This window comes from Chryseobacterium sp. GW821-FHT04C04, from assembly GCF_059420365.1.
The window spans coordinates 634,738-648,878 of the sequence record NZ_JBWKTO010000003.1 but is presented as its reverse complement, the minus strand read 5'-3'; the positions used below and the strand labels follow the sequence as shown (position 1 = coordinate 648,878).

The window sequence follows — 14,141 nt, the reverse complement described above, 5'->3', positions numbered from 1 at the left end:
CTGGGTTGATTCAAAATATAATTTAGTTGATATGAATGCTTATTTTTTCTTCTTTTCAGAAGCTTGTTCTTTTTCTATTGGATTGTCATTAGAACCAAAGAAATCTTTCACCTGCTTTTCAAGTCTCTTCATAAAATCCCCTACTGTTCCGTCTGTGCCCGGCATAGGTCTGCTCATATTTTCTGCAGTCATGTAAGGTCTTGATTCTGCGAACGGATCTGCTTTATATCCTTCGTAAGATTTCAGGAATTTTTCTTTGGAGGTAGGTGTTATTGTATTGCTCATCATTCCCATCTTGGCATTGATCTTATCTGCGTATGACAATTCATCATAGTTTTCAATCTTTTTATTCCCACTCAGCTGCCATGAGTAATTTTTATCAGCATCTTCAATTTTTACAATCAGACCTGGAAGTCCTTTAAATTTGTACGGTCCATCCTGAAAAGGGATATCTGAACTGAACCATGCCGTCCATTTTCTTCCTCCAAATTCTGTAGTTGCTTTCTGAGCATTGTATGCACCTACCTTTTCTTTATCTGGTAAAATGCTCCACTGCAGTTTCGGATCGTCTTCGTATGAGAATAAGTTTCTGCTGATTCTGTCTACATACTGAGCCTTCATGTCCGGATAGCTTTTGATAATTTTATAGGAAAATTTAGGCCATTTTATCAGTTTGGTCATATCCTTGAAAGACTTGGTTTTCTCCATCTCTTCTATCTGAATTTTAATGATAGAATCCTGAGCAGGCATTGTGTAATCCTGATAGATGGATTTTTTTGGAGTAATATCAAGGATGGTAATGATCTTATCCAGCTTTGCCGAATCTTTTTTCGGTTTAAAAGTCAGTTCGTAAAAGAAACGGTTTGCAGTTTCCTTTGACTCCTGAGCTCCTGCAAAAGCAAAAAGAGCAATAAGAAATACGGAGAATAACTTTTTCATTGTAGCAAGTTTATATAATTAGTGCTCATCTCTCTACTTTTGTTACAGTTTTTTTGAAATTTTATTTTTGATCTATAAATAAATCTACTCCAGATGAAGTGATCATTAAAAAATTATGATTCTCTTAAAACAGTTTCTTTTTTAAAACGCTTACCTTTAAGTTTCTAAAAAACAAAATATTATGGATACCTTATCTCAATTAAAATCTGAACTGGAGGGAGAATTCCAAACCACAAAAAAATTTATTGAACTATTCCCTGAAGGAAAAAATGACTTCGCCCCCCATGAAAAAAGCATGAAGATGATGCCGCTTGCCACCCACCTTGTAGAAGTTTTTGAATGGCCGAACACTATTTTAAATACTTCTGAACTGGATTTTGGCAAGGGAGACTACAAACCTTCGGTTCTTTCAACGAGAGAAGATCTTCTGAAAAAACTGGAAGAAGATTTTCAGGCAGGTAAAAAGGCGTTGGAAAACAGCAAGGAAGACGACCTGAACCCCAGCTGGACCATTAAAAATGATGGTCATGAACTGGCAAGCTGGAGCAAATACGGAGCAATCCGCCATGCTTTGAACCAGATTACCCATCACAGAGCTCAACTGGGAGTATATTACAGACTGAATAATATTCCTTTGCCGGGAAGCTATGGGCCTTCAGCAGACCAGCAAAGTTTTTAATTTTAATACCTAAGTATATCTCAACAAAAAACCAATCCGGATGGATTGGTTTTTATTTTTATTTAAAGTTGAATTTTACGGTAAACATGACCTGGCTAGGGCGGAGTTGGATTCTCGTATAAGAAATACTTTGTGCATTAATATCATACGTTTCAAAAACTTTTTTGTTCGCAATATTCATCCATTTCACTTCGAAATCTATTTTCTTCTTTGCCCAACTGAACTGATAAGACAAATCATAGAACCCGTTATTATATTTCTGAGTTCCGGCACTACTGTTTACCTGATCCCAGTTAAATCCAATGGTATGATTTTCTATTGGATAGAAGAACACTCCTAAGTTATGATTAAATCCATTTCTTGAGTTTACATTATTCAATTCAGGTGTTGCACTTGTATTGGTTTGTTTTGTTCTTGAAATAGTAAAATTATAATCAACACTCATCCAGCTGAAATAGGTATTATTTAATTTAAACCCTACGGATTGAGAATTGTTTTTGCTTTCGTATGAGTTATCATTCTGATAAGCATCTGATGTTGAAGTATTATTACTATAGCTTACTGAAGCATTTGTTTTAAATTTTGGGAAATATTTTCCTACTTCTCCACTAAATCCATTATTTTTTGTGTGATTATCCTGTTCCAGATATTTCACTGTGGTATATCCTGCTTCATTTCTTACCGGAGAAGAAATAAGGTTTCTTTTAACGTCAGATAATCTGTAATTAAGATTAAAGAACAAATTGTTCAGGGGATTTCTATATTCTATTCGTGTCCCTCCAGATTTTGTATTGTTCTGAGGAATCGGGTTGGAAGCATCCATTGCATTGATGCCATTGGGTGAAGTCATTAAAAATCCAGAATATGCTGTATTAACTTCTCCAAAATTATTACTTATATTTCCTGTTAGTGAAGCTTTCCAGAATGAAGCAAATGAATACTGCGCAAAAATATTAGGTTCAAATGTTACTTTATTGACTGATTTTGAAACAAGTCTTAATGGATCTTCCGCTTTAATATTGTTTGAGTTCACTGGAAGATTAGCATAGATCATCCATGATTCATTTTTATAATTTACTCCAAGGCTTCCATATGGTGTAGCTGTTGTATATTTTAAATCGTTACTATACGCCTCCGGCTTAGGATCGGGAACATTAGGATTGGTAGATGGAATTGCTCTAATATTTGATAAGTCTGTAACCAGATCTGTAGTTTTAAAATTAAATCCGACTTCCGGAGTAAAAGTCCATCCTTTAGCTGAAAACCCTAAGTTGGCAGAATGATTGGCTTCAAAAGTTTTAAGCCTCATATTCTGTCTTGCAATATCTGTTGCAGCTGTTGCATTGAAGCCCGGGATCTGTAAATAAGAAGCAGGTGAAACCTCCAATGTTTGCCTATCTGTCTGATAATTAATGTAAGATTGAATATTTACCATTTTCTCTTTCCATGGAATAATGGTACTCAAAGAGTTCTGAAATGAAGAAGTAGGAGATTCTATTGCTTCCTCTCCATGTCGGCTGCTGTTTTTATCTGTTCGGTCTACAATACCCCTGTCTGCATTCCAATATTGAGAAAAGCTTGTGGTATTTTTAAAGAATCCTTTCTTTGCATTTTTAGTAAAAATCAATTCTCCTTTTGCTTTATCCGTATAGAAATTATTGAGAATATTCTGAGTGACTCTTGAAGCGGATTGATTAGATGTTGCAAAATAATCCGTTTGGCTGTAAGATTCTCTATCTACCGCATTATTGGTATAGTTTGCATTAGCTTTAAGTTCCCATTCCTTTTTCTTATCAATATTGGTAAGATAGTTGGCTGATAAGTAATGAACATTATTCATCAGATATCTTTTTACCGGAAGATTAGGGGTACTTGCATTTTCTACATTAAGCCAGTCATTTTGAGAAGCATTGATTCTCTTGCCTTCAAATCTGTTCCCGAATGCCAGGATATTCCCTTCATTTTCCACTTGCTCACCCATGTTATTGGTTTTATAATTGACTACCCATTGGCTTTTCTGTCCGAAAAACATGGGAGTCAGTTTTACATTCCAAAGCCATGGATCTCCGAAGCCTGTTCCTACTTCTCCTCTACCTGTCATGGTAACAGAGTTTTTCAGTTTGATATTGATGGCTGCCTGATCTGAAGGCACTTTATCCTGAAGAATTTTTACCGGCTGGTGATTTTCAAGAACTTCTACTTTCTGTACGGCATCTTTCGGAAGTGAGTTGTTGATGGTTCCATAACCACCTTCCATAAGGTCTTTACCGTTCACATAGAATTTATTGATGGCATTTCCCTGATAAAGAATTGTTCCGTCGGTATTCACCTCAATTCCCGGAATCTTTTTCATTACATCTGCCAGGGTTCTGTCATTTTTGTTGTTGAATGCTTTAAGATCATAGGAAATGGTATCCCCTCTTGCGGTAATCATTTTTGTTTTCAGCTGTACTTCTTTAATTTCTGTGGCTTCAGACTGCATTTTGAAACTTAAGGTCTGATCACTGTTGCTGATCTGCTTCGTAAGGGGCTTCTGATTGAAAGCTTTTACTTTAAGATCCACATTCGATTCAGCGGAAGTGAACGTTACTTTATATTCACCTTTAGAATTGGTAATTCCGTAAGCCAGAATAGCATCTTTACCAGGTTCTTCTATGGTCACACTGGCACTTGGTATTGCTACCCCGTCATCATCAGTGATCTTTCCTGAAACCGTTTTCTGCGCAAAAGTAAGCACAGTAAAGAAAAGCATCAGAAATAAAGAAATATTTTTTTTCATACCTATTATTTGCTCAATTAGTTAATCATTCTAGTTTTTTGTTACACTTTTTATAAAGATGATTTTTAATGATAAAAGTTAAATCAATATCACTACAAACATAGTTATATTTTTTAACCCTTTGAATTTTTTTTAAAAAGTGTGCTCTCTTCAGATCAACTATAGTTCACCTTCCAACTCATGATGCATGATAATTATTTTCCTTCAAAAATTATATTTGGCATATAAAATCTTTCATCATTTATTTTTAAAAATTCGTAACAAAATCTTAATACAATTTGTCATATTAAATAAAAAAGGAGCACTTTTCAGGAGAAATATAAATTTTAATATTTTTATTCATTCCAGATAGTAAAATCTGATTTGAATTATAGATTAAAAAAAACTTAAAAACGGGCACATAAATATATATTTAATAATTTTGTAACATTAAATTTACTAAAATGGGAATTATTTTAAAGCCTATAGATATTGTAGAAGACATTTCAAAAGAAGAATTCTACGAAAAATATCTAAAGCCAAGAAGGCCCGTTGTCATCAGGAATATGGCAAAAAACTGGCCTGCTTATCAAAAATGGACGATGGAATATATGAAGGAGGTTGTAGGAGATGTGGAAGTTCCGCTATATGACAGTTCAAAGGCAGATCCCTCTGCACCCATCAATGCATCGGCCGCAAAAATGAAGTTTGGAGATTATATAGATCTTATACAGCGGGAGCCCACTGATCTCAGAATATTTCTCTTCGATCCTATAAAATATGCTCCGAAGCTTTTAGAAGATTATATTGCCCCCAAAGAACTCATGGGAGGCTTTCTTGATAAATATCCTAATATGTTCTTCGGCGGAAAAGGATCTGAAACGTTCCTTCATTTTGATATTGATATGGCTCATATATTTCATACTCATTTCAATGGAAGGAAACATATTCTCCTTTTTGATTATAAATGGAGAGAAAGGCTTTACCAGATTCCTTATGCTACGTATGCACTGGAAGATTACGATATAGAAAATCCTGATTTCACAAAATTCCCTGCACTGAATGGTGTAGAAGGTATTGAATGCTACCTGGAGCATGGAGATACTCTGTTTATGCCTACAGGATGGTGGCACTGGATGAAATATCTGGACGGAAGTTTCTCTATTTCCTTAAGAGCGTGGGACAAGTCGTGGGCAGTAAAAGCACATTCACTATGGAATCTTACTGTACAGCGAAAATTTGACGATATGATGAAGGCCAATTTCAAAAAGAATTACATGGAGTGGAAAGAAAAATTAGCGGTTGAAAGAGCAGAACTAGCCTTGAAAAAAGGCTTACCAAGATAATTAAAAATGCGTTTCAGTCGAAACGCATTTTTTAGTTTAATTATTGAATATCAGAATATTAAAATACCCTATAAACAGGATACTGCCTGAAGGTTTTTTCTTCGAAATAAGGAGAGTGTCTGTACACCCAATCCAGCTGTGCATCTCCGTCTTCAGACAATTTTTTATCCGATGCTTTGGCCGCTTCAAAAGCTTCTCTTAGTTTGTTATCTTTTTTCAGGAGTTCTGCTGCTGTATCTTCGAAAATATAGGCGGAATAATATTCTTTCTGAGCTAAAATTCCGTCAAAGAAGTTCCAGTTGAAAAATGAATCTAATGCTTCAGGCTCAAGAGTTTCTATGATATATTTTACACCAGGCTGATTGGTAGAAATCAAATAATCTCCTGCAGAAAATGTAAAATTCTTACGAGAAGTATCTACTGTAGTTTCAAAATGCAGATAATGACCTTCATAAGGGTTTTTAACGGTTTTAAAATCTTTGATCTTATAGGACTCAACCGCCAGAGTACTATCTTTCTGTATCGGTTTCATTTGAATTTTATTTCTTTTCAATTCTTCAATCACACGATACTGCGACTGTGGAATCACATAATACTTCGGAATGGTAATATATCCAGTAGGAACAGCCGTGGTAAAGAGTTTTATATTCTTCGTAAAAGGTTTGTTTCGGTCATAATACAGACGTGGCTTACCAGAGACCTCACTTGGTTTGTATTTTCCTTCATAGCCTTTAAAATCCATCGTAGAGAATTTCGTGGAATCTATTTTCCAACGGATTCCGTATTGTTTTCCTGCCTGGTATTGTTTTAAATTTTCAATGCGAAGCTGTTTTATGGTATGATACTCTTTATCTAAATTCTGCAGGTTGACCAACATATATTTGTAAGTAGCATCTACTCTTTTATCATACGGTTTCAACATATGGGTTTCGGGAACGGTTCCTAAGGAATTGAAAAGGGAAGCATATCCTGTAGAGTATCTCGGTGAGTCTTCAAATGAGGCAAATCCTACTTCCGGAACATCTCCGTGAATGTTGACGTAAGGAGTACTTTCGTAGCCCAGTTTCTTCATGTCCTCAAGGTTTTTAGCCTGATACTCGTTATAGAAATAGGTTCCAAGAGTATTTCCCAGACGTTCTTTAAAGGTAGAAATATAGGTAAATGTATATTGATAATCTGCTCCATTGCTCACATGATTATCTATGAAAACATCCGGTTTCAGCCACTGATAGATTTCCTGAAAACTTCTTGCATTTTTGGAATCAGCCTTGATAAAATCTCTGTTCAGGTCATAATTTCTTGCATTTCCCCTGAAGCCGTACTGTTCCGGGCCGTTTTGATTCGCTCTGGAATAGGATCCTCTGTTCAGCATTCCACTTACATTATAGGCGGAAATAGCAGCAATGACAAAATTTTGTGGAGTTTTGATTTTTTTGACGGCAAGATCTCTCATCAGCATCATGGTAGCATCTATTCCGTCCGGTTCTCCTGGGTGAATCCCGTTATTGACGAAGAGAATGGCTTTGTCTTTTCTTATTTTTTCAAGGTCCTTTTCAGGAAAAGGGTTATAAACAACCACATAAATGGGTTTTCCATTGTCATCTTCTCCTTTTTTAAGGTACTGAATGGTATTGAAGTTCTTAGCCAGATTCTCATAGTAGCTGTTCATTTCATCGTAAGTAACAGTCTGGTTGCCATTGCCCTTTTCAAAAGGGGTCTGAAATGATTTTTGAGCCAAAAACAAGGTGGAACTCAGGGTGAATAAAAGATATTTCAGTTTCATTGAAGTCATATTTTCAGACTTTAAAATTAGTTATCTTTTATGAAAAAGAGAATGTGTTGACTAACAGAATTGTTTTGAAAATAGAAACCTCACAGGTTTTGAAAACCTGTGAGGTTTGTTACTAATAGCAGTAAAATCATGATTCATTTGTTCCATTCCATTAATTTCTCCCTTTTTCATTGGGGTACAGGGAAGGAAGCGGATCGCTTTGCCAGAATTCTTTGGTATCAATATCCATGATGGATAAAGATCCGGTATAGGCAGCTCCGGTATCCATATTCCAGATATTGGCTTTATTAGCGGGGATTTTGATCCCGATATCCAGCGTAGGGGTATGTCCGATGAATATTTCTTTGTACAAAAGCAGTCTTTTGGGATATAATTCTGAATTCTTTTCCAGTTTTTTATCCATCGCCACCGCAGTTTCCCAAAGGGTTCTGTCCCAACGGTAATTGCTGGAATACACTTCCCTTTCAGGGCCGTGCATGGAAGCATATCCAGCATGAATAAACAGCCGGTTCTGATCGTCAATATGATAGTTTCTCATCCTTTGAAAGAATTCGAGCTGAATATCCAACTCTTCAAGGGAATAATCAACATAGCTTTCTATGGTACTTTTTCCTCCATTGAAAAGCCACACATCAGGATTTTGTCCCAATGCCAGCCAATCTTCACACCATGCGTCATGATTTCCTTTGATGAAAATGCATTCCTGCTTTTTGGAAAGTTCCACTAAGAACTGTATAATTTGGGAGGACTCGCTCCATCCGTCTACATAATCTCCAAGGAAGATCAGCTGATCATTTTCTGTCACAGCTGCTCTTTCAAGGACCTGCTGCAAGGCTTTAAATCCTCCGTGAATGTCTCCTATTACTAATGTTCTGCTCATTTTACTTCGAAATGTATTTTGCATCTACAAAATCCGTCAGCCATACTCCGTTTGCAGACTGATAGAAAGATAATCCTTCCTGATGCATTGTTCCGGTTCTGATGGTAAGAATCACAGGTTTACCGTGTCTCATCCCTACCTTTGTAGCGGTCTCTTTATCAGTACTTAAGTGTACATGCTGGCGTGTTCTTTTTTCAATTCCTTTTTCTAAAATGGAAGTGATATTGGCTTCTGCTGTTCCGTGGTACAGGAATTCAGGAGGCTGCCTGGCTTCCAAAGCCAGATCTATATCAATAGAATGTCCCTGGCTTGCCCTGATCATGGTTTTATCCTCGTTAAAAGCAAAACGTTTTTTATTATTAGTTTCTACTACCTCATCTAATTCTTCAGTCGTAAAATATATTCTTCTCTTGGCTGATTTTGCTCTCAGCTCTTCTATGTCTGCCCATCCGTTTTCATCCAGATTAAGTCCTATGCTTTCAGGCTGATGCCGGAGAATAAGGCTTAGAAATTTACTTATTTTTTTCTTTTCTATTTCGTTCATGATTTGTTTTTTAATTTTTCAATAAGATTTCTAATCATAAAATAATCCTGTTTCATCTGATCATAAACTGATCTTTCCTGTTCGGATATTCCTTTCAGAATTCTTTTCTGTTCAAAATAATAGCGTTCAAAATCTTCATCGCTGGTATCTTTTTTTTCTTCCATATCCAGATATTCCTTAATAATTACTTCATCAAGATTATATGAAAGCAATTGCTCCTTGATATAGTTTGCCCAAAAAGAATCTTCATCATACTGCTCTTTCCGAAGCTCCGCAATTTTCTTTTTGTTATCCTCTGTTATCAGATAATCATTGAGTTTCCTCCACAAAAAATCTTCAATAAGTCCTTCTCCAAACTCCCCCCGATCTACCATATACTCCGGATCATAAGTCTTTAGATACTGTATAAAGTTTTCATTTTTATTGGGGTAAATAAATACGTTCCTAAGATACATTCCTAAACCGAAAAGACCTCCCAGACTGTCAAACTTTGAAGCTAATGATTTATTTTTGATTTCATTGATGTCATCTTCACTCAACTCTTCATTAATCAAAAAACCAACTGCTTCTTCCACCGTATTTATTTTTGACCGCTTCTCATCATAATATTTTGCAGAAGCGTCTTGTTCTTCATCGGTAAGTTCGGATATATTATCATCAGAGTCAATCTCTCGTTCAAAATAATCATAAGGAATGATTTCTCTGTTATTTCTATCCAAATATGTCTTTAACCTGAATTCAAAAAAACTTTTTTCATTTTCTAAGATCCTCATGATATCCTGACTGAGATCTTTGTTCTTTCCAAAAAATCCGATGATCTTAATCTTATCTTCAATCAAAGAATTAACATTATCTAAATCTTCAGTTTCTTTAATAATTATCTCTCCCTCATTAAGCGTAGTAAAGCAAGATATGTCTTTCTTATTTATTTCAAGTTTTACCAGAAATAGCAACTGCTGTTCAGAAATTTCCGGCATCTTTCCAATATAAAAATGCAGTGGAAGATAAGAAGGAAGCTCTTTAAAGTTCTTGTTCTTAATTTCCAACAATTCCTTTTCTGAAATAAGGCTATACAGTTCAATCAATGTTGTACAATTTTTTAGCTAATCTTTCACACAATACTTCAATATCATCTTTTCTCACCAGCTCAGCAATCCATTCTTTAGGAATATCTTCATATCCATAATAAATTCCTGCAATGCCTCCCGTGATGGCTCCGGTAGTATCGGTATCTTCTCCCAGGTTGACAGCTTTTAAAACTGCTTCTGAATAGCTTTCTGAGTTTAGAAAACACCATAAGGAAGCTTCGAGGCTGTGTAGGACATATCCGCCACTTTTGATTTCATCTTCAGGATGATCGGAAATATTTTTTTTTAAAATCTTATGAAAAAGTTCAATTTCATTTGGGTTAAACCCTTGCTTTTCTGCATATTCCAACGCAACTTCTTGTGTATGTATATAAGCCTCTTTTTTGTTCTTCCCTTTCAATAATTGAATGGCAAAAATCACATAGATGAAACAGGCAAAAACAGAACGGAAATGACCATGCGTTATCGCTGAAACTTCTTTTACTGTAAGATACAGCCTCTGAATATCATCTTCCTTTTCAAGATAAAAAGCCAGGGGAAGAATCCTCATTAAAGAACCATTCCCATTGTCTTCCTCAAAAATATTTCCTGAAAACTTAGCACTCTCCCCCTTAATTAATCTTGCCAAAGCATGCCTTGTAGTTCCTCCAATATCGAAAAGCCTTCCATGGGCTGTCCAGTGACCGTATTTGTTCCATTTTACAAAGCTTTGTCCTATTTTTTCCAGATCATAGCCTTTGGTAAGTTCTTCTGCGAGACAAAGCGTAAGAGAGCTATCATCGCTCCAGGTTCCTTTGGGTTGATTCCAGGACATGTATTCCAGCATTTTTGTGACTGGAAAACGTTTTAAATCTTCTCTTTTTTTAAATTCTACAGGAACACCGAGAGCATCTCCAATGCAAACACCCATGATCCCTGCTTTTACTTTGTTTTCCATTAGGCTAAATTGACTAATTTATCAAACAATAATTTCATTCCCTGAGTAGCGGTTTCTTTCATCACTACGGCTCTTTGTCCATAACCGAATCCTGTTTCATTAGGATTGATGACGATTAGGAGACAGTCATCTTTAATATCATGAATTAGTCCGGCCGCCGGATATACCTGTAAAGACGTTCCGATTACCAGTAAAATATCCGCTTCTTTTACAATTTCTCTTGCCGTCTGATACAAAGGAACATCTTCTCCAAACCAAACGATAAAAGGTCTTAACTGTGCCCCATCTTCTGCTTTGTCTCCGATATTGATATCCTCTTTTTGGTCATAAATCAGACTTTTATTGTTACAAGAACATGATTTGAACAATTCTCCGTGAATATGAAGAATGTTGGTAGATCCTGCTCTTTCGTGAAGGTCATCGATATTCTGGGTAATGATCTGAACATCAAAATATTTTTCCAGCTCTGCCAGTAATTGATGAGCTTCGTTGGGCTCTACTTCATGCAGCTGACGTCTTCTCTGATTGTAAAATTCCAGTACCAAAGCTCTGTCTTTTCTCCATCCTTCCGGACTTGCCACATCCGTTACATTATGATTTTCCCAGAGACCGTCTCCGTCTCTGAAGGTTTTTATTCCGCTTTCGGCACTGATTCCTGCGCCGCTTAATATGGTTAGTTTTTTCATTGGTTTTTAATTTTTTTTTCTGGCAGCGAACATTTGTTTTGTCATGACTATCCCAATATTTTTGTTCGTAAGATTGCCAGAACCTACTCTAAAAGCTTTTTATAAATATCTTCATTTTCATCGTCAAAACATACAAAAATAACTTTCTCAATGATATCTGAATGAAATTTTTTGACCTCATCTACCGCAATTTTTCCTGCCAGTTCTTTTGGAAATTTATATACTCCTGTACTGATATTAGGAAAAGCAATGGTCTTTACTCCTAGACTTTCTGCTAATTGTAAAGAATTTCGATAACAGCTTGCCAGAAGTTTTGATTCTTTTTCCTCATTTCCATTCCAAACCGGGCCAACTGTATGAATAACATATTTTGCAGGGAGATTTCCCGCATTCGTTACTACAGCTTCTCCGGTATTGCATTTGCCCTGTCTGTTTCTGATCATTCTGCATTCTTCCAAGATCTGTGGCCCTCCTGCTCGATGAATAGCTCCATCCACTCCGCCTCCACCCAGTAAGGATGAATTGGCGGCGTTAACAATCGCATCGGCGTGGATCTTTGTGAGGTCGCCTTTTATGAGTTCTATTTTCATTTTAGATTGAGCTTTTTGTTTAGAACCTCATCATCAAATAATAATGGCTTTTCTTCAGGAATGATCAGGTTATCCAAATCATCATTTAAGACAAACTGATATTGTTCTTTCACAAAATCTGAAATATTTTCAATTAAAATAATATCGTCTTTGGCAAAAGAACGGGTAAATTCATTTCGCAAACCTATTTGTATTGCTCTTCGTTGCAATTTATTTCCAAATGGATCATGATCCGGATCCCACTGCAACCTCACAGAGGATTCTTTCACCTGAGTCTGCCATTCTTCTCTTGAGATTTCAAGCTTATTATTGTAAGAGGAATTTACCGCGTTTTCCAGATATTCTCTGAATGCATCTTTTTTCAGATGAATTGCCAAAACGTATTCCTGACCTTCTTTTCTTCCCCAGCCATTGGGATACATCATCCAAAGAAAATTAGGCTTTATCCAGGTCATTCTTTCGAGACTGAAACCTCCACCAAAAAATTGGTTTTTAACAGCGAATTCTCCTATTTCTTTTCTATAGGATTGATAAACAATAATCTTCTCATCATCATACTGAGCCATGATATGATACCCTTCTTGAGGCCAATCCTGTTGTTGTTCTTTATATTTTTTTAATTTGATATTCATTATATTTCTTCAAACGGTCTCAGCATTTCTTCTTTCTTCGTAAGCACTGCGAAAACTACTCTTCTAAATTTATTTTTATACTTCCCCTGGAGATATTTCCTAAACAATCCGGCAATTTCTTTTGGATCATTTTTGAAGACCCCACAGCCCCAGGCTCCTAAGATCAGGACTTCATTTCCTTGCTGTAAAGCCAGTGAAAACATTTTATCCATTCTAAGATCCATGGTATCGAGAATTTCATGCGCTCTTTCCGGTTCCTGACGTTTTACCACTCCTGCATTGACTGCTGGGGACGTGATGAAATTACACAGAATGGGCTTAGGAAGCAATTCTCCTTTATCTTTTCTAAACACCGGAACTTTCGGACTGTAAATCATTGTATCGGTATAAAAGCAGGACTCCATCGCGCGGTGAATCGTATAATAATCCCATGCCTGAAGTAAGCTTTCATATAAACCTGAAGTTCTTGCCAGACTTTCTTCCTGGGCTTCTGCTCCATTGATAAAGCCTCCTCCCGGGTTTTTTGCTGAAGCAAAGTTCAGACACATGAGTTTATCCTGGTTTTCTTCTTCTGCTAATTGTAAAATTGCTTTTAAAGAACTGCATTTCCATGTTTCAATTTTGGTTTCAAAATTGGTTTCTGATAATGGAGATTCTTTCATTTCAGAAAGCTGCTCCGGAGTGAAAAGAACGGTTCCTTTTTTACAGATTTCCAGTTCGTTTTCTATATTTATTTTTTCGTTATGTTCGTTTATATAATGTTTTTTGGCAAGGATATCCAATGTATCTTTTGCCATTCCTTTATTTGTCATCGTTAGTTTTTTAATATTAGACATCAATTCTTCCAACTCAGTATTTCCGGCTTTATCAAAATCATCTCCTATAAATACTTTGGTTACTTTGATATTTCCTACAATAGCTTTATTAAAACCATCCAATTCTTCTGATGGTACCCACAGTTCGTTGTGGTTTCTAGCTCCTACATTCTGTGCAGGATATTGATCTGCCACTTCTTTCTGTACGTCAAACTGAGTTACAAAACCAAGATAGTTGCCTGATTCATCTCTGGTATTCCATTTTTCAGCAATCTCTGAAGCATAATTTTCATCAAGAACGGGATAAAAAATAGGCTGCCACTCCAATCTTGGAGGAAATCTTTTAAATCCACTTTCTATAATCAAGATCATTTCTTTTTCTCCTACCGGTCTATATAATGTTGTTGTCTTCATGGTTATCCTTTTTCAATCATTAATCATTCTCTTATTCTATC

General features: G+C 36.1%; 13 protein-coding genes. 2 read left to right on the top strand and 11 right to left on the bottom strand.

Features of this window, described 5'->3' with window-relative positions; genetic code table 11:
• Window positions 1-39: 39 nt before the first annotated feature.
• Window positions 40-939 carry a GLPGLI family protein gene (locus AC07UM_RS12835; RefSeq protein WP_124533016.1) on the bottom strand — a complete coding sequence of 300 codons (900 nt, stop codon included), beginning with the start codon at window positions 937-939 and terminating at the stop codon, window positions 40-42.
• Between the two features lie 181 nt (window positions 940-1,120).
• Here AC07UM_RS12835 and AC07UM_RS12830 point away from each other — a divergent pair, with 181 nt between their 5' ends.
• Window positions 1,121-1,618, top strand: a complete 498-nt coding sequence (locus tag AC07UM_RS12830) for a DinB family protein (RefSeq protein WP_494683149.1) — start codon at window positions 1,121-1,123, stop codon at window positions 1,616-1,618.
• A gap of 58 nt (window positions 1,619-1,676) precedes the next feature.
• On the opposite strand, the gene AC07UM_RS12825 is transcribed toward AC07UM_RS12830, so the two are convergent.
• A complete protein-coding gene (locus tag AC07UM_RS12825) occupies window positions 1,677-4,397 on the bottom strand; it encodes a hypothetical protein (protein ID WP_494683150.1) in 2,721 nt (906 codons plus the stop codon).
• 443 nt (window positions 4,398-4,840) lie between these two features.
• Here AC07UM_RS12825 and AC07UM_RS12820 point away from each other — a divergent pair, with 443 nt between their 5' ends.
• On the top strand, window positions 4,841-5,722 hold the full coding sequence (locus AC07UM_RS12820) for a cupin-like domain-containing protein (protein WP_494683151.1): 882 nt from the start codon (window positions 4,841-4,843) through the stop codon (window positions 5,720-5,722).
• A gap of 58 nt (window positions 5,723-5,780) precedes the next feature.
• Here AC07UM_RS12820 and AC07UM_RS12815 read toward each other — a convergent pair whose 3' ends face one another.
• The 9 genes from AC07UM_RS12815 to AC07UM_RS12775 form a co-directional block, all read right to left on the bottom strand.
• Window positions 5,781-7,505 (bottom strand): M14 family metallopeptidase, encoded by a 1,725-nt coding sequence (locus tag AC07UM_RS12815; protein WP_494683152.1) that lies wholly within the window; start codon window positions 7,503-7,505, stop codon window positions 5,781-5,783.
• A gap of 160 nt (window positions 7,506-7,665) precedes the next feature.
• Window positions 7,666-8,394 carry a metallophosphoesterase family protein gene (locus AC07UM_RS12810; protein ID WP_494683153.1) on the bottom strand — a complete coding sequence of 243 codons (729 nt, stop codon included), beginning with the start codon at window positions 8,392-8,394 and terminating at the stop codon, window positions 7,666-7,668.
• Between the two features lies 1 nt (window position 8,395).
• The gene (locus tag AC07UM_RS12805) at window positions 8,396-8,938 is read right to left on the bottom strand and encodes an RNA 2'-phosphotransferase (protein ID WP_494683154.1); all 543 of its coding nucleotides are present in this window, start codon (window positions 8,936-8,938) and stop codon (window positions 8,396-8,398) included.
• Window positions 8,935-10,023, bottom strand: coding sequence for a hypothetical protein (locus AC07UM_RS12800; RefSeq protein WP_494683155.1), 1,089 nt, complete (start codon window positions 10,021-10,023; stop codon window positions 8,935-8,937). The genes AC07UM_RS12805 and AC07UM_RS12800 overlap by 4 nt, the downstream gene beginning before the upstream one ends.
• Window positions 10,016-10,963, bottom strand: coding sequence for an ADP-ribosylglycohydrolase family protein (locus AC07UM_RS12795; protein WP_494683156.1), 948 nt, complete (start codon window positions 10,961-10,963; stop codon window positions 10,016-10,018). The genes AC07UM_RS12800 and AC07UM_RS12795 overlap by 8 nt, the downstream gene beginning before the upstream one ends.
• Entirely contained in the window at window positions 10,963-11,649 is a 687-nt protein-coding gene (locus tag AC07UM_RS12790; RefSeq protein WP_494683157.1) for an SIR2 family NAD-dependent protein deacylase, read from the bottom strand. Before AC07UM_RS12790 ends, AC07UM_RS12795 begins: the two co-directional genes overlap by 1 nt.
• Before the next feature lie 83 nt (window positions 11,650-11,732).
• The gene (locus AC07UM_RS12785) at window positions 11,733-12,239 is read right to left on the bottom strand and encodes an O-acetyl-ADP-ribose deacetylase (RefSeq protein ID WP_494683158.1); all 507 of its coding nucleotides are present in this window, start codon (window positions 12,237-12,239) and stop codon (window positions 11,733-11,735) included.
• Entirely contained in the window at window positions 12,236-12,871 is a 636-nt protein-coding gene (locus AC07UM_RS12780; RefSeq protein WP_494683159.1) for a DUF4291 domain-containing protein, read from the bottom strand. Before AC07UM_RS12780 ends, AC07UM_RS12785 begins: the two co-directional genes overlap by 4 nt.
• Complete coding sequence (locus AC07UM_RS12775) at window positions 12,871-14,100, bottom strand: TIGR02452 family protein (protein ID WP_494683160.1); 1,230 nt, start codon at window positions 14,098-14,100, stop codon at window positions 12,871-12,873. The genes AC07UM_RS12780 and AC07UM_RS12775 overlap by 1 nt, the downstream gene beginning before the upstream one ends.
• Window positions 14,101-14,141: the final 41 nt, after the last annotated feature.

What these genes read in the sequence shown, in the direction of transcription:
- AC07UM_RS12835 (WP_124533016.1), bottom strand. Translation starts at nt 939, where the DNA reads ATGAAAAAGTTATTCTCCGTATTTCTTATTGCTCTTTTTGCTTTTGCA.
- AC07UM_RS12830 (WP_494683149.1), top strand. Translation starts at nt 1,121, where the DNA reads ATGGATACCTTATCTCAATTAAAATCTGAACTGGAGGGAGAATTCCAA.
- AC07UM_RS12825 (WP_494683150.1), bottom strand. Translation starts at nt 4,397, where the DNA reads ATGAAAAAAAATATTTCTTTATTTCTGATGCTTTTCTTTACTGTGCTT.
- AC07UM_RS12820 (WP_494683151.1), top strand. Translation starts at nt 4,841, where the DNA reads ATGGGAATTATTTTAAAGCCTATAGATATTGTAGAAGACATTTCAAAA.
- AC07UM_RS12815 (WP_494683152.1), bottom strand. Translation starts at nt 7,505, where the DNA reads ATGAAACTGAAATATCTTTTATTCACCCTGAGTTCCACCTTGTTTTTG.
- AC07UM_RS12810 (WP_494683153.1), bottom strand. Translation starts at nt 8,394, where the DNA reads ATGAGCAGAACATTAGTAATAGGAGACATTCACGGAGGATTTAAAGCC.
- AC07UM_RS12805 (WP_494683154.1), bottom strand. Translation starts at nt 8,938, where the DNA reads ATGAACGAAATAGAAAAGAAAAAAATAAGTAAATTTCTAAGCCTTATT.
- AC07UM_RS12795 (WP_494683156.1), bottom strand. Translation starts at nt 10,963, where the DNA reads ATGGAAAACAAAGTAAAAGCAGGGATCATGGGTGTTTGCATTGGAGAT.
- AC07UM_RS12790 (WP_494683157.1), bottom strand. Translation starts at nt 11,649, where the DNA reads ATGAAAAAACTAACCATATTAAGCGGCGCAGGAATCAGTGCCGAAAGC.
- AC07UM_RS12785 (WP_494683158.1), bottom strand. Translation starts at nt 12,239, where the DNA reads ATGAAAATAGAACTCATAAAAGGCGACCTCACAAAGATCCACGCCGAT.
- AC07UM_RS12780 (WP_494683159.1), bottom strand. Translation starts at nt 12,871, where the DNA reads ATGAATATCAAATTAAAAAAATATAAAGAACAACAACAGGATTGGCCT.
- AC07UM_RS12775 (WP_494683160.1), bottom strand. Translation starts at nt 14,100, where the DNA reads ATGAAGACAACAACATTATATAGACCGGTAGGAGAAAAAGAAATGATC.